The organism is Cyanobium sp. ATX-6F1, from assembly GCF_047395825.1.
Lineage (GTDB): Bacteria > Cyanobacteriota > Cyanobacteriia > PCC-6307 > Cyanobiaceae > ATX-6F1.
The window spans coordinates 16,976-31,328 of sequence record NZ_JBCEBF010000004.1; the positions used below are offsets into that span (position 1 = coordinate 16,976).

Genomic DNA, 14,353 nt, shown 5'->3' on the forward strand with positions numbered 1-14,353 from the left:
TCAGTTCGGCGATGATGGGGGGAAGATTTTTCCTGCCTGGTTCAGCACCGGCACCTGCACCTCAGAGAGCGTGCCCAGATCTTTGAGCAACTGATTGCGGGCGTCCCGGTCGGGCATCTGGGCGAAATCGTCCAGGGCGACCACTCTGTTTTGGGCATTCACCAGGGCAAGCTTCGTGCCCGGGGTGATGCGTTGACGTTTCAACAGGGCACTGACTGTGGAGAGGCGCAAGTCCGCCGCCAGCACCGCCTGGCCGTCGGGGGCTCGCTGGGCCAGGGTGACCCCGAGGCGGCCTGTGCTGGCAAAGCGATAGACCTTGGTTGTGATCGGCTTGGGGGTGACGATCGCGGCCTTGAACCAGGGGCGGGTGCGCGGGTCGTAGGTCGAGAACTCCGGTGCCAGCTCCGTCCTCATGAGCTTGAGTTGCTTGTCGAACAGCCAGACCCGGGCCACATTGCGGGCTCCCGTGCGCTCGTTCGTCTGCAGCACGTACTGGGCCTCCTGGGGAGCCTTGAACAGGGTGCGGTCGACGTCGTCCCAGATGTACCGCAACAGGAAGCGGTCGCCATTGGCGTAGCCAGCGAGATAGGAGGTGGCCGCCGGCGTGCTCTGCAGGGCGTCACGCAGGGCGGGAACGAAGCTGAGCCGCTGGGGCAGTGTGCGGACGTTGCCGAGGGGCGCGAGACGCTCCAGGTTGTGTTGCGCCCCTTTGATATCGAGCAGCAGTTGCACTTCCGCCGAGGTCTTGGCCGCCGCCGCGGCCATCAGTTGGCGGTTGGCCTTGAGCAGCAGGTCGCTGCTGCGCTGGTAGGAGGTGATCGCGATGCCCACGCCTGTGAGCAGAACCACGGGCACGAACAGGGCCGAGAGTCCAACGTGGAGGCGCAGGCGGCTGAGCATGGGCTTCAACAACGAAACAACTCCCGGCGTGGAGGCGCCAAGGAGATGGCTCTGAGGCTAATAGCACCGATCGGAATCGTCTGTCCGGACACGTCCCGAGTGGCAGGTCGTACTGTGGTTTCTAAACAGCTAACCAGTCAGGTAAGCCCATTGGGGTGATTTCACAGGCTCTACCCGCCTTGATCATGGCCTTCTCCGTGGCGACCTCAGGAGCAGCGGCGAAGGCGGAGACGCTGGAGGCAGCGACTCTGGCGGCTGTGCTGGAACGCCACGGCTGCGGCGGCGCCATCCCAGAGCGCCCCCTGGGGAGTCCCCCCCTCAGCCGCTCGGAGGCAGCGGCCCTGCTGGAAATCTGCCTGGAGCGATCCCCCCTGAGCGACGGGCTGCTGCGCCTGCGGGAGAAGTTCGCCCTGGAGCTGAAGCAGCTGGAGGCAACGGCCTTCTCCACCACCACGACCCTCTCGGGCGTCAGCAATTTCGTGCTGGGGAGTACCGCCTATGGGGGTGATGTGGCCGCCAACCTGCCGGGCACCACCCCCGGCAACAGCCCCCGCGACGCCGTCAGCTTCAACTACGAACTCAGACTGATTCTCAACACCAGCTTCACCGGCAAAGACCTTCTGTTCAGCCGGCTCCGCTCGGGCAATTTCAACGCCAGCGCCTTTGATGGCACACCGGTGCGGCTCTCGAAGATCGATGCGGCCTACAGCCCCACGATCATCGGGGCCGACGGCCTTGCCGTGGCGGCGGCGAACGTGGTGCGCCTGGACCGTCTCTCCTACCGCTTTCCGGTCGGCCAGGAGTTCACGTTCCTGGTGGGGCCCCTGAGCCGGAACCATGACACCCTGGCGATCATCCCCTCGGTGTACGGCACCCGGGGCGGCCCGCTCCTGGAGTTCTTCACGTTCTATGGAGCTCCGGCGGTCTACAACAAAGCCACCGGGGCCACCCTGGCGGCGATCTGGCGCCAGGAGGTGCCCAGGGGGCGGGGCCGCTGGGGGGCGTCGGTGAGCTACGTGGCCCAGCGGGGCGGGTCTGGGGATCCTGCCGCTGGCGGTCTTTTCAATGGCAACAGCGCAGCGAACCTCACGGCCCAGGTCGGCTACCAGGCGCCCCAGTGGGCCCTGGCCGCCGCCTTCCGGAGCGGCCAGGCGGGTACCCGAGCCAACGTGGGCACCACCTTGGGCAGCGCGATTCTGGCGGCCGGCGACGGTGGGACGTCCGGATCGAGTCTGAATCTCGCGCTCAGTGGCTACTGGCAACCGCAAAGCAGCGGCTGGATCCCCTCAATCAGCGCCGGCTGGGGCAGCAGCTGGATCCACCAGAACGCCGACGCCTTCCCCACGCCCCAGCCCCTGAATGCCCTCACCAATGTCCGCTCCAGCCGCTCCTGGTCGGTGGCCCTGGAGTGGAAGGATGCACTGGCCAAGGGTTACACCCTGGGGGCGGCCGTGGGCCAACCCACCCAGGCCTCGGGCCTGCGCACGGGCCGGGTGGCCGATGGCAATTTTGCCTTCGAGCTCTGGTATGCGCTGCCGATGAGCGACAGGATCACGGTCACCCCAGCCGTCTTCTATCTGAGTCGGCCCTTCGGCCAGCTGACCCGCAACGCCTCCGGCGCCCAGAACGCCGACGGCCGCTTTACCGACCTGGGGGTGCTGCTGCAGACCGCGATCAGGTTCTGAACCCAGCACGGCCTTACGTAGGGATGGTTACCTTTGTCTCAGATCAGGCATCCTGTCGAGGCAGCCCAAGGAACCCTCTCTTCGGCGACGTCGCTGAGCATGCCTTGCCCATGGCCCCCACCCAGACGAGGCGCCCATTGCCCCCCATGCCTACCGATACCCTTCAGGCCACCCCCAGCCGGGCTGATTTCAGCCTCAGGCCCTACATGGCCAGCAACGACTGGTGGGCCAGCTGGCAGCTGATCAATACGTTGGTGCCCTTCGGCTTGCTGTGGTGGGCGATCGGTCCAGCCGTGCGCAGCTCCCTCTGGCTGGCGGTGCCGATCGTGGTGCTGATGGTGCTGCTTTCAGCGCGCTGCTTTTCATTGATGCATGATTGCGGCCACGCCTCGTTGTTCAGCTCGCCGAAGGTGAATCGGGCCGTGGGATTTCTGCTCGGGGTGATCAATGCCATCCCCCAGTACCCCTGGTCGCGGGGCCACGACTACCACCACCGCCACAACGGCAACTGGGAGCTTTACCGGGGGCCATCAGCGCTGATCACCACAGGCCAGTTTCTGGCGTTAAGCCCTCGCCGCCAGTGGTTCTACGCCTTCCTGCGCCAGCCGCTGATGCTGATTCCCGGGGGATTCTTCTATCTGATCATCAAGCCACGGCTGGCTTTGGTGCTGGGCCTGGTGGGGCTGGTGCGCCATGGCCTCGATTGCCGCCGGGAAGATCCCTCCAGCACCGTGGCGGCGATCTTCGCGAGCTACCGCAGCCGCCACTGGTACACCACCGGAGAATTCTGGGATCTGCTGGGCAACAACATCTGTGTGCTCAGTCTCTGGGCGCTGATGGGCCACTGGCTGGGCCTTGGGCTGTTCTGGAGCGTCTATTCGATCGTGATGGCCTGCTCGGCGGCGATCTTCATCTGCATCTTCTTCGTGCAGCACAACTACGAGGGCTCCTATGCCCACCGCAGCGAGGATTGGAGCTACCTCAAAGGGGCGATTGAAGGCTCCAGCTACCTGAAGATGCCGGCGCTGCTCAATTGGTTCTCCGCCGACATCGGCTACCACAACATGCACCACCTCTCGGCGCGGATCCCCAATTACCGCCTGCGGGAGGCCCACCAGGCCAACGCCCACCTGCTCACAGGGGTGCACACCCTGCGGCTTGCCGAGATCCCGAACTGCTTCAAGTTCATCCTCTGGGATCCAGCCACCGACAGCCTCACCTCGATTGAGGCGGTTCGCCAGCAGGCGGCGCTCGGTTTCAAGGGCTCCAACCTTCCTGAGCTCCCCACGGCGGTGGGGGCCTCAGGCGTGAAGGGACGTGAAGAGGCTGGCCAACGGGGGCCGCCACGGCAAGGTGAATTGATCCCCAAAGGAGGGTCATGGCGCTCGCCGAACTGGAAAGGCTGGTGGATGAGGCCGAGGCCGATGGCGCCCTGCGCCGGGCCCTGAAGCATTGCCGCAGCAGCCACGAGCTCGTGCTGGCGGCTCGGCGGCTGGGGTACCGAATCACCCGCGAAGACCTGATCCAATCCCGCCTCGAGGGGCCGGCGACCAGGCCGCGCTCAGAACTTCGCGCGTAGCAGCAGCAGCGCCCCGAGGAACAGGGGCACGTTGATCACGGCGGCGATCAGCAGCACCGCGCTGCCCCAGCTGGGCTGACCGATGCGCTCGGCAGCCCAGAGAAAGGTGCCATCCACCACCACCAGAGCCAGCAGCCAGGCCACCGGGAAGCGGATCGAGGCCCGCGGCGGCGGTGATGAGGGATCAGGGGCGGGCTCAGCCATGGGCGGCGGCGACCATTGAACGGGTTGGGGACAGTCTGAGGCTGGTGAGCCACGACAGCCCCACCAGCAGCGCCGAGCACCACAGGCAGGCCTGCAGGCCGCCCACCAGGAACAGGGCACCGGAGAGCAGGGTGCCCAGCAAACGGCCCGCGGCATTGGCCATGTAATAGAAGCCCACGTTGAGGCTCACCGATTCGGCGTCGGTGTAGGCCAGCACCATGTAGCTGTGGATCGAGGAATTCATCGCGAACACCGCCCCAAAGGCCACGAGCCCCACCACAATCGCCAACCCCGGCTGGGCCACCTCGCGCCAGAGCGCCACGGCGATCAGGGCCGGTATTGCCGTGAGCACCGCACTCCAGAACTGCACCGCTGAAGGCCCCGGCGGGCCGCCGCTGCCCCAGGCCCGGCGCAGGGCGGGCGTGGAACCCTGGATGATCCCGTAGCCGATCACCCACAGGCCCATAAAACCGCCCACCTCCCAGAATCTCCAGCCCAGGGCGGCCTCGAGGAACACCGGCAGGGCCACCACGAACCACACGTCGCGGGCGCCGAACAGGAAGAAGCGGGCCAGCGAGAGGATGTTGATGCCGGCGCTCTTGGCGAACAGGGCCGAGAAGGCCGGCTTATGCTTCATTCTGCCGATTTCATCCGGCAGCACCAGGGTGCCGAGCAGGGCCAGGAACAATCCGCCGGCCATGCCCGCCACCGAAGTGGCGAATCCGAAGCTGGTGAGCAGCACGCCGCCCAGGAAGAAGCCCACCCCCTTGAGGGCGTTCTTGGAGCCGGTGAGCAGGGCCACCCAGCGGAACAGTCGCTGCTCCACTTGGCTTGGTTCGCCTGGGGTTTCCGGCACCACCTCCCCTGCGACCACGGTCTTGATGGCGCTCTTGGCGCTCATCTTGTTGAGGTCCTTGGCGATGCCGCTGATCGCCTGGGCGCCCATCACATAGAGCAGGGAGAACAGCTTCGGCCAGCTGGCTGAGACCGGCACCAGCATCAGCAGGGCGATGATCTGCAGCACCAGGCCGGCCCAGAGGGTGAGCCGCAGACCGAAACGGGCCCCCAGCCAGCCGCCGTAGAGGTTGGTGACGATGCCGAAGAACTCGTAGAACAGAAACAGGAAGGCGATCTCCAGGGTGGAGTAGCCGAGCTGGTGAAAGTGGAAGATCACCAGCATGCGCAGGGCGCCATCGGTGAGGGTGAAGGCCCAGTAGGAGGCGGTGACGACCGCGTACTGCTCCAGCGCCGTGAGCTGTTTCATGACCCGGCAGCTTCAAGTGCTGCCACATGGCAGGCGAGATCGGCCAGGCGGCAGCTGTAACCCCACTCGTTGTCGTACCAGGTGTAGACCTTGAGCTGGGTGCCGCCCGTCACCAGCGTCGAGGGGGCATCGACGATCGCGCTGCGCGGGTCGTTGACGTAGTCGATCGACACCAGCGGCCGCTCCTCGCAGCCCAGGATTCCCTGCAGCGCTCCGGCGGCAGCGGCGGCAAAGGCGGCATTCACCTCCTCAACGCTCACCGCGCGCTCCAGCTCGAACACCGCATCGGTGATCGAGGCATTGAGCATGGGCACCCGCACCGCATGGCCGTTGAGTTTGCCCTGGAGCTCCGGGAAGATCAGGCCGATCGCCTTGGCCGAACCGGTGGTGGTGGGGATCAATGAGCTGGTGGCGGAGCGAGCCCGGCGCAGGTCGGATTTGAAGCTGTCGATCACCACCTGGGTATTGGTGATGTTGTGCAGAGTGGTGATCGAGCCGTGGCGAATGCCGAAGCTCTCGTGCACCACCTTCACCACCGGTGCCAGGCAGTTGGTGGTGCAGGAGGCGGCGGTGAGCAGGCGGTGGAGGCTGGGGTTGTAGAGCGCGTGGTTGATGCCGAACACCACGTTCAGTGCCTCCTCGCCGGCGATCACCCCCTTCACCGGGCAGGCCACGATCACCCGCTTCAGGCCCGCCGCGCTGAAGTAGGGCTCGAGGGTTTCGGGCGTTTTGAACTTGCCGCTGCACTCGAGCACCAGGTCCACCCCGGCATCCAGCCAGGGCACGGCGCTGGGGTCCTTGTGGCGGCTGTAGCTCACGGTGGTTCCGTCCACCTGAAAGCCCTGGGGCACGGTGGGATCAGCGGCCACTGCCCGATCCCAGCGGCCATGCACGGAGTCGAATTCGAGCAGATGGGCGGCGGTGGCGGCATCACCGGCCGGGTCGTTGACATGCACCAGCGCAATGCCGGGCCTGCCCCAGAGGGCACGGAACACGAGGCGGCCGATGCGGCCGAAACCGTTGATGCCGAGGCGCATGGGAACGAAGCAGGTGAGCAGCGCCTGTGGTCGGCGGGCGTAACCTAGATCAAATCTGCTTGATTGATCAAGAGGAGTTGATGAATGACGGTGTCCCTGCCCGCCGGGTCCCCTGCGCTCCAGTCCAACCAGGCTCGGTCCCTGCTCAAGGCTCTCTCTGACCCCCTGCGTTTGCGCGTGATCGAAGCCCTCGCCAATGGCGAGAAGTGCGTCTGCGACCTCACGGCTGAGCTCGATCTGGCCCAGTCCAAGCTCTCCTTTCACCTCAAGGTGCTCAAGGAGGCGGGGCTGTTGGCTGACCGCCAGGAGGGCCGCTGGATCTACTACCGCCTGGAGCCGGCCGCCATCGAGGCCCTGCGCTCCTGGCTTGCGGATCTGGCCAGCCGTTGCGGCGCCAGCGCGCCCCCATGCGGCTGAACCATCCCCCGGTGCTGGCCAAGTTGAGGCCCCTTGATCGAGGTGCCGGCCCTGGTGAGCCTGGTTTATCTCTCGCTGACGCTGCGGCGGCGCCTCCAGCGCTTGGCCTGAGGCAGGGTTCATCAAGGCTTAAACCGTCGTTAAACCATCAATCGCATTTGATCAATCAGGGTGATCGGGCTGGCGCCCTCCCGTCCCATGCTTCGCTTCCGTCGCCCCTCCTCACCCGGCCGCCATTCAGCTCGTGTCGCTGCTGCCACGCGCCTGATCGCCGCCACGGTCTTGGCCCTGCTCGCACCGCTCGCGCAGACCCAACCCGCCCGGGGCCAACAGGCCACGCCCCCCACGGTGCGCATCACCGGATCGAGCACGGTCTACCCGATCATCCAAGCCGCCATCGCTGCCTTCCAGCGCACGGAGGCCGGCAAGGGGTCCCGCTTTGATCTGGTGGAATCGGGTACCAGCGGCGGCCTGCGTGATCTCTGTGCCGGTCGGGTGCCGATGGCCAATGCCTCGCGGCCGATCAGCTCCACTGAACTCAAGGCCTGTGAGCGGAAAGGGGTGCGCTTCTTCGAGCTGCCCCTCGCCTTCGATGCCCTCACCGTGGTGGTGAACCCGCGCAACACCTGGGCCCAGGCGATCACCACCCAGGAACTCTCCCGGCTGTGGCAGCGACGCGCCCAGGGCCGCATCATGCGTTGGAATCAGGTCAACCCCCAGTGGCCCGCACGGCCGATCCGGCTCTGCGGACCCGGTAGCGATTCAGGCACCTTCGACTACTTCAACAAGGCGATCAACGGCTCCGCCACTGATTCACGCCGCGACTACACCGCCAGCGAAGACGACAACGTGGTGGTCAACTGTGTGGCCAACGACCCCCATGCCCTCGGTTATCTGGGCTATGGCTGGTACGTCGCCCATGCCCAGCGGTTAAGGGCTCTGAAGGTTCAGGCGGGTCAGGTGGCGGTGGCACCTTCGGCGGAGAGCGTGTTCGATGGCAGCTACGAACCGCTCTCCAGGCTCCTGTTCATCTACGTCAACGAACGGGCGCTCAAGGAACAAGACCTGCTGCGGCGCTTCATCGGTTACCTGTTGGTGAACGACACCCAACTGGTCGAGAAGGCACGGTTCATTCCCCTGCCGGGCAGCACCAATCAGGTGGTGGAAGCCAAGCTCTACCGCCAGATCACCGGCACATCCTTCGGCGGTGAACTTCCGATCGGCCTGACGGTTGGCGAGGCCATACGGCGCAGTTTTGCTCAAACCAAGCGACCTGCTTACCGCTGAGGCGAACCGGGGGCTCCGGTCCAGCGCTCTCCACCGGATAGCCCTCCGCTTTCCAACGGCTCAGACCGCCGCGCAGGTTGGCTACTTGCCTCAGGCCGGCTTTGCTCAGTTGCTGGGTGGCCAGGGCCGAGCGGCTGCCGGAATGGCAGAGCACCACCGTCGGGCGATCGGTGGGGATTTCTGGGCTGCGGGCCTCCAACTCCGGCAGGGGGATCAGCTGGCTGCCGGGAATGTGGCCATCGGGGCCGTCGTATTCCTGCCGCGAGCGCACGTCCACCAGGTTGAGGGCGCTGAGGTGGGCGGCCACCCATTCAGGGATCAGTTCCGGCAACCCGGCGTAGCTGCGCCGGATCGGCGCCCAGTCCTGGTCGTCCGCTCCGCTGGCGGGCTCTAGGGGCTCACCGCAGCGCAGATTCGCCGGCAGGGCCTGGGCGATGCGGTGGGGGTGGGGGAGACGCAGGTTCTCCATCGACCCGACGAAGTCGCGCTCATCGGCGCCGCCCCCCAGGCGGGCGTTGTAGGCCCGTTCCTCAGCCACGGAGCTGACGCAGCGGCCGGCGTAGTCGTGGCCCGGGTAGAGCAGGCAGGCCTCTGGCAGCGACAGGATCTGCTCGGTGATCGAGCGGTAGAGGTTGTGGGGGTTGCCCTGCTGGAAATCACAGCGACCGCAGCCGCGGATCAGCAGCGCATCACCGGTGAAGGCGAGGCTCTGGTTGTCGAGCACATAGGTGAGGCAGCCGTCGGTGTGGCCCGGGGTGGCGCGCACCTCCAGAAAGCGGCCGCCGAAGTTCACCCGATCGCCATCGCTCAGGGGCTTGGTCACGTTGCTGGCACGCACCTTGGCCGATAGTCCGATGGCGCAGCCCGTGGCCCGCCGCATCAGCCAGGCGCCGCTGATGTGGTCGGCGTGGGCGTGGGTGTCGAGGCAGGTGACCAGATCGATCTCCAGCTCCTCGATCAGGGCCAGATCTCGGCTGTGCTGTTCGAACACCGGATCAATCAGCACCCCCTCGCGTGCCCCCACGTCTGCGAGTAGGTAGGTGTAGGTGCCGGTGTCGGCGTCGAAGAGTTGACGCAGCAGCAGCTCGCCGCCACCGGCGGCGGCCCGCAGCGAGAAAGGGGGGCGACGGCCATGGTGGATCTGACAGCCCGGGCCAGGGAGCTTAGGCCTGTGGCCCCAGCCAGGTGGGTCTTGAGCACGAACACCAAGAGGGAGCCGTCAACTGAAGGACGTTTTGGGGCAGGCTTTGATCGATCGACCTAAGGCGGCAGCGATGGTTGCCGATGGACGCCCCTCATTGCTGTGAAGAGCCACGTGCCTTGCCATGGCTCGTGCCAACCCAGATGGGTTCAGGGTTGGGCGATCTCGACCGTGAGTTGGATCGGTGCTCCGTTCCTGTTGGTGAGCTGCAGCTGCACGCGGTAGGGCAAAGCCCCCATCGGTGGATTCGTGGCTGTGAAGGTGCGACTGGTGGGTTGGTAGGTGAGCCAGCTGGGCAAGGCCCCGCCTCCGGGCTGAGTCGCTTCGGAGGGACCACCGAGGTCCACATCGGGGAAGCGCTCCAGCAGAAGTTGTCGCGGAACCTGATAGCTGAAGCCCAGGCCCTGCTGCCGCGTCGCCGCCAGGGCCATCGCCTCGCTGCGTGCTTGCTGCACCGTCCCAGCCCGTAAGCCCTCAGCCAAGTTGGAGGGTTTCGCCCCAGGCATGGGGCCCACTTCCCCACCGCCGCCACCCGGTGGGACCACGGCCGGGCCGCCACCGGGCCTGGAAGGTCGGGTGGGCATGAGGCCGATTTCGCCACCGCCACCACCCGGTGGGATCACAGCCGGGCCACCACCGGGCTTGGAGGGCCTTGTGGGCATGAGCCCGATTTCGCCACCGCCGCCACCAGGGGGATCACCGCCGGGCCGCCACCGGGCCTGGAGGGCCTTGTGGGCATGAGGCCGATTTCTCCACCACCGCCACCTGGTGGGATCACCGCCGGGCCACCACCGGGCCTGGAGGGCCGTGTGGGCATGAGCCCGATTTCGCCACCGCCGCCACCAGGCGGGATCACGGCCGGGCCGCCACCGGGCCTTGAGGGCCGGGTGGGCATGAGTCCGACTTGTCCGCCACCGCCACCAGGGGGATCACCGCCGGGCCGCCACCAGGTCTGGAGGGCCGCGTGGGCATGAGCCCGACTTCTCCACCGCCGCCACCCGGTGGGATCACAGCAGGGCCACCACCGGGCCTGGAGGGCCGTGTGGGCATGAGGCCGATTTCTCCACCGCCGCCACCGGGCGGTATCACGGCCGGACCGCCACCAGGTCTGGAAGGCCGAGTTGGCATGAGGCCGATTTCTCCGCCGCCGCCACCAGGTGGGATCACAGCCGGTCCGCCACCGGGTCTGGATGGAAGCCCGGGCATGAGGCCCACTTCTCCGCCGCCGCCGCCACCAGGTGGGATCACGGCCGGACCACCGCCGGGTCTGGATGGAAGGCCAGGCATGAGTCCGACTTCTCCGCCACCGCCACCCGGGGGGATCACAGCAGGACCACCACCAGGTCTGGATGGAAGCCCAGGCATGAGGCCCACTTCTCCACCACCGCCACCAGGGGGATCACGGCCGGGCCACCACCGGGCCTGGAGGGCCGCGTGGGCATGAGTCCCACTTCTCCGCCACCGCCACCAGGGGGATCACAGCCGGGCCACCACCAGGCCTGGAGGGTCGGGTGGGCATGAGCCCGATTTCTCCACCACCGCCACCTGGCGGGATCACGGCCGGGCCGCCACCGGGCCTGGAGGGCCGAGTGGGCATGAGCCCGATTTCGCCGCCACCGCCACCAGGCGGGATCACAGCAGGGCCGCCACCGGGCCTGGAGGGCCGCGTGGGCATGAGGCCGATTTCGCCGCCACCACCACCAGGCGGGATCACAGCAGGACCGCCACCAGGCCTGGAAGGCCGTGTGGGCATGAGCCCGATTCCTCCACCCCCACTGCCGCCTCCGCCATTCCCGCCGCCACTGCCTCCACCGGCGTTGCCACCTCCATTTCCGCCACCGCCATTTCCTCCGCCACCGCCCGGTCGCCCTTGCCCGGCGCCATTGCCGGGGCCGCTGCCGTCCCCGGGACCACCCGCCCCGCCGCCTGTGCCAGGGATGAGGTTGGCTCCGCCGCCGAGGTTGGCTCCGCCACCACCGCCACCCTCTGGCTTGCCGCCTCCGTCAGGCTTGCCGCCACCATCGGGCTTCCCGCCACCGCCCGGTCGCCCTTGCCCGGCGCCATTGCCGGGGCCGTTGCCGTCACCGGGACCACCTGCCCCGACCGCCGGTGCCAGGGATGAGGTTGGCGCCGCCGCCGACGTTGGCGCCGCGACCGCCGCTATTTCCGCCTCCATTGCCATTGCCATTGCCATTGCCACCAGCACTCCTGTTGCTGAGGCCGTCACCGACCCTGGGACGAACGCCAGGGGTGGCGCTGGAGAGGGCTTGCTTCCCGAGCGGAGCGGCGCCGCGGCTCTGGAGACGGCTGCCAACAGGTGTGCGGGCGCCGCCTGCGATCAGGGCCGGTGGCTTGAGCCCGGTGGCGGGGAGCCGGGTGGCATTGATGGCCGCCAGCAGGGATTGACCGCTCTGGATCAGCGCAGCCCGGTTGCTGACGTTGCCGGGCAGAAGGGTGAGGGACCCTTCGATCGGCCGTTGGGTGCCGAGGATCGTGCCGCGCAGGTTGATGGCCTGATCCCGGATGAAGCTGAGATTGCGGAAGCGAGTGGGCTGGATGGCATAGGCCTGGGAGAAGCGCCAGAGGGTGCTGGGATCGAGTCGCAAAGGCACCAGCCAGGAGGAAGGGGCCAGGATCCGCCCGCTTGCTTCCACCTGAATTCCACTCGGATTCACCAGCACGAAGCGGGGACCCGATTGCACCGTGCCGCCGATGAGGGAGGCCCCGCTGGTGCCACGGACGAAGTTCAACAGCACCTGGTTGCTGCTGCCCTGGACCTGGAACAGTTCACCCGGGCTGACGTTGAAACTCTGCCAACGCACCAGGCCGCCTTTGCCGACCACCTGGATCTGACCGTTGGCGCCGGGGATGAGGCCCTGCACATTGGCGCTGCGGCCCCACTGAACTCGGGCAGGGCCTGGCTGGGAAGGGGCAGCCAGGGCACCAGGCTCAGGCCCGCGAGCACACAGAGGGAGATTCGATGCGGCTGGTTTCGGTGTGTCATGGGCTCAGAACCACTTCCTCAGAGACACCCAGACCCGCACGCTGGCATTGAGTCCATCCACGTCGTTGCCGGTGGGGGAATAGAGGTTGTTGCCCAGCGGCCAGGCCACATCCAGCGAGGCGAGCAGATCGCCATGGGTGCCCCATTCCAACCCTAGGCCCGGTCCCCACAGGCCCAGCTGACCCGGCAGCTCCCCATCGGCAAACGAACTCGTCCAACGCCAGATGTAGCCCCCATCCACGAATCCCTTGGCGATCAGATTGCTGGCCAGTTGGTAGCGAAGGGTGAGTTGCCCCGACAGCCCCGAATCTCCGAGGGCCTCACCCGGTGGATAGGCGCGCACACCATTGGGCCAACCAAGGGACATCTTCTCGACGGTGTCGAGGTTGTTGAACGCAACCTGGGCCTGGCTGAACAGTTCGACCGACCAGCGCGAATCGCGGAACATCTGATAACGCCGATAAAGGCCGAACAACTTCCCCCAGGCACCGGCCTTGGCGGCGCCTAATTCATCGAGTTCGGCCTCAAAGGGTCCGTCCAGGCCCAGATTTCCCACCGACAGCGTGAGCAGTCCGCTGTTGATGCCGAGCCCGAACAGGTTGTCCTGGTTGTCGCCCATCAACGTGAAGCGGCCGACCCAGTTGGTGCGGTTGGAGTATTGATAACCGAGGACTTCATCGGTGAAGTGATCGACTTCAGCGCTGACATTCCAGGAAAGGTTCTGTCTGGGGCGCCGCCACAGCACCTGAGACAACCCCACCGAACCGCTGGCGAAGGATCCCTTGTAGTCGAAAGGTGCCTGATCTTTAAGCAGGCGATAATCACTCCAGTTCACCGACCCTGTGGCATTCAGCCCGCCCGGTGTGAGGGGCAAAGTTACATTCGTGCCGGCATAGCGGCTGCCGTACCAGTTCACATTGCCGGAATAGGATGTGAATAGGCTGAGCACCTCGCCGCGGCCCGCTAGGCCGTTGAGGTTCAGCGTGGCTTGCGCCTGATACGGCCCGGTGTCGATCGTGGATTGGTTGTTGAGGTTCAGCTCCCCCTGGACCTGCCGCGTGGCCCGCAGGTTGAGCAACACATCGGTGCTCCCGGCTATGTCCCCTGGCTGGAGCTCGGCCCTGGCCTGGACACCACCGAGGTCGCCCAGCTTGAGCAAAGCACTCTCCAGCTTGTCGAGCCGCAGCGGCTGGCCCTTGCCCACCGCATCGAGCACTGTGGCGATCGCCCAGTTCGAGGAGATCGGGGCCTGGTTGGAGGGGATGCGCACGGCCCCGAGCCGCGCTTCCACCACCGGAGCCACCACCACGCCATCGGCGCGCTGCAGCGGCTCGCCCACGCTGACCAGCAGCTGGGCCCGCTCGTAGGCCGCCTCCAGATCGGCCCGCAGCTTGGCGAGCACCTCCTGGGTGGCGCTCTGGCTGATGTAGCGCTCCTGCAGCGGCTTCAACCAGCCCGGGGTTGGGAGGCTCGAGCCTTCCAGTTCCACGCCCTTGATCGGCGGCGCTGCCGAGGGGACTGAGTCTTGGGGGAGGGCTGCAGGGGTGCCTGGCAGACCTTCGATCAGGGGCTGCTGGGGTTGGAGCTGTTGTTGATCAACCTGGCGCAGCTGGTCACGCCGCTGTTCGTCCTGGATTCGACGCTCCACCCGGCCCGAGGGTTGGGCCCAGCCGGGCGCCACGAGCAGCGCCGAGGAGAGCACGGCGATGGGGCCCACCACATGGGTGATCGGTTTTGAAAAGAGCGTCAATCGTTCCCGGGCGCCGCGGTCAGAT

The 14,353-nt window shown here is 66.8% G+C and carries 14 protein-coding genes; 5 read left to right on the forward strand and 9 right to left on the reverse strand.

Features of this window, described 5'->3' with window-relative positions; genetic code table 11:
* Positions 1-900, reverse strand: a complete 900-nt coding sequence (locus tag AAF143_RS18270) for a cache domain-containing protein (RefSeq protein ID WP_414027557.1) — start codon at positions 898-900, stop codon at positions 1-3.
* 185 nt (positions 901-1,085) lie between these two features.
* Between AAF143_RS18270 and AAF143_RS18275 the strand changes: the two genes are divergently transcribed.
* From AAF143_RS18275 to AAF143_RS18285, 3 genes are all read left to right on the forward strand, one after another.
* Positions 1,086-2,585 (forward strand): iron uptake porin, encoded by a 1,500-nt coding sequence (locus AAF143_RS18275; RefSeq protein ID WP_414027558.1) that lies wholly within the window; start codon positions 1,086-1,088, stop codon positions 2,583-2,585.
* A 146-nt stretch (positions 2,586-2,731) separates the two neighbouring features.
* The gene (locus tag AAF143_RS18280; protein WP_414027559.1) at positions 2,732-4,033 is read left to right on the forward strand and encodes a fatty acid desaturase; all 1,302 of its coding nucleotides are present in this window, start codon (positions 2,732-2,734) and stop codon (positions 4,031-4,033) included.
* Positions 3,964-4,164: a Nif11-like leader peptide family natural product precursor gene (locus AAF143_RS18285; protein ID WP_255007239.1), complete on the forward strand. Its 201-nt coding sequence runs from the start codon at positions 3,964-3,966 to the stop codon at positions 4,162-4,164. Before AAF143_RS18280 ends, AAF143_RS18285 begins: the two co-directional genes overlap by 70 nt.
* Here AAF143_RS18285 and AAF143_RS18290 read toward each other — a convergent pair.
* Genes AAF143_RS18290 through AAF143_RS18300 form a run of 3 tightly spaced genes read right to left on the reverse strand, consistent with a single transcriptional unit; the run spans position 4,147 to position 6,669 of the window.
* Positions 4,147-4,368, reverse strand: a complete 222-nt coding sequence (locus AAF143_RS18290; RefSeq protein ID WP_255007241.1) for a hypothetical protein — start codon at positions 4,366-4,368, stop codon at positions 4,147-4,149. The two genes, AAF143_RS18285 and AAF143_RS18290, sit on opposite strands and share 18 nt — an antisense overlap.
* Entirely contained in the window at positions 4,361-5,632 is a 1,272-nt protein-coding gene (arsJ, locus tag AAF143_RS18295) for an organoarsenical effux MFS transporter ArsJ (RefSeq protein ID WP_255007242.1), read from the reverse strand. The genes AAF143_RS18290 and arsJ overlap by 8 nt, the downstream gene beginning before the upstream one ends.
* Positions 5,629-6,669, reverse strand: coding sequence for an ArsJ-associated glyceraldehyde-3-phosphate dehydrogenase (locus AAF143_RS18300; protein WP_255007244.1), 1,041 nt, complete (start codon positions 6,667-6,669; stop codon positions 5,629-5,631). The genes arsJ and AAF143_RS18300 overlap by 4 nt, the downstream gene beginning before the upstream one ends.
* Before the next feature lie 84 nt (positions 6,670-6,753).
* On the opposite strand from AAF143_RS18300, the gene AAF143_RS18305 reads away from it, so the two are divergent.
* Both AAF143_RS18305 and AAF143_RS18310 read left to right on the forward strand, forming a co-directional pair.
* Entirely contained in the window at positions 6,754-7,086 is a 333-nt protein-coding gene (locus AAF143_RS18305) for an ArsR/SmtB family transcription factor (RefSeq protein ID WP_255007246.1), read from the forward strand.
* A 198-nt stretch (positions 7,087-7,284) separates the two neighbouring features.
* Complete coding sequence (locus tag AAF143_RS18310) at positions 7,285-8,373, forward strand: PstS family phosphate ABC transporter substrate-binding protein (protein ID WP_255007248.1); 1,089 nt, start codon at positions 7,285-7,287, stop codon at positions 8,371-8,373.
* Here AAF143_RS18310 and AAF143_RS18315 read toward each other — a convergent pair.
* From AAF143_RS18315 to AAF143_RS18335, 5 genes are all read right to left on the reverse strand, one after another.
* Positions 8,273-9,484, reverse strand: coding sequence for an MBL fold metallo-hydrolase (locus tag AAF143_RS18315; protein ID WP_414027572.1), 1,212 nt, complete (start codon positions 9,482-9,484; stop codon positions 8,273-8,275). The genes AAF143_RS18310 and AAF143_RS18315 overlap by 101 nt on opposite strands.
* Positions 9,485-9,723: 239 nt before the next feature.
* Positions 9,724-10,029: a putative Ig domain-containing protein gene (locus tag AAF143_RS18320; protein WP_414027560.1), complete on the reverse strand. Its 306-nt coding sequence runs from the start codon at positions 10,027-10,029 to the stop codon at positions 9,724-9,726.
* A gap of 1,255 nt (positions 10,030-11,284) precedes the next feature.
* Positions 11,285-11,659, reverse strand: coding sequence for a hypothetical protein (locus tag AAF143_RS18325; RefSeq protein ID WP_414027561.1), 375 nt, complete (start codon positions 11,657-11,659; stop codon positions 11,285-11,287).
* Positions 11,656-12,456 carry a filamentous hemagglutinin N-terminal domain-containing protein gene (locus tag AAF143_RS18330; protein ID WP_414027562.1) on the reverse strand — a complete coding sequence of 267 codons (801 nt, stop codon included), beginning with the start codon at positions 12,454-12,456 and terminating at the stop codon, positions 11,656-11,658. The genes AAF143_RS18325 and AAF143_RS18330 overlap by 4 nt, the downstream gene beginning before the upstream one ends.
* A 126-nt stretch (positions 12,457-12,582) precedes the next feature.
* Positions 12,583-14,328, reverse strand: coding sequence for a ShlB/FhaC/HecB family hemolysin secretion/activation protein (locus tag AAF143_RS18335; protein WP_255007253.1), 1,746 nt, complete (start codon positions 14,326-14,328; stop codon positions 12,583-12,585).
* Positions 14,329-14,353 lie beyond the last annotated feature (25 nt).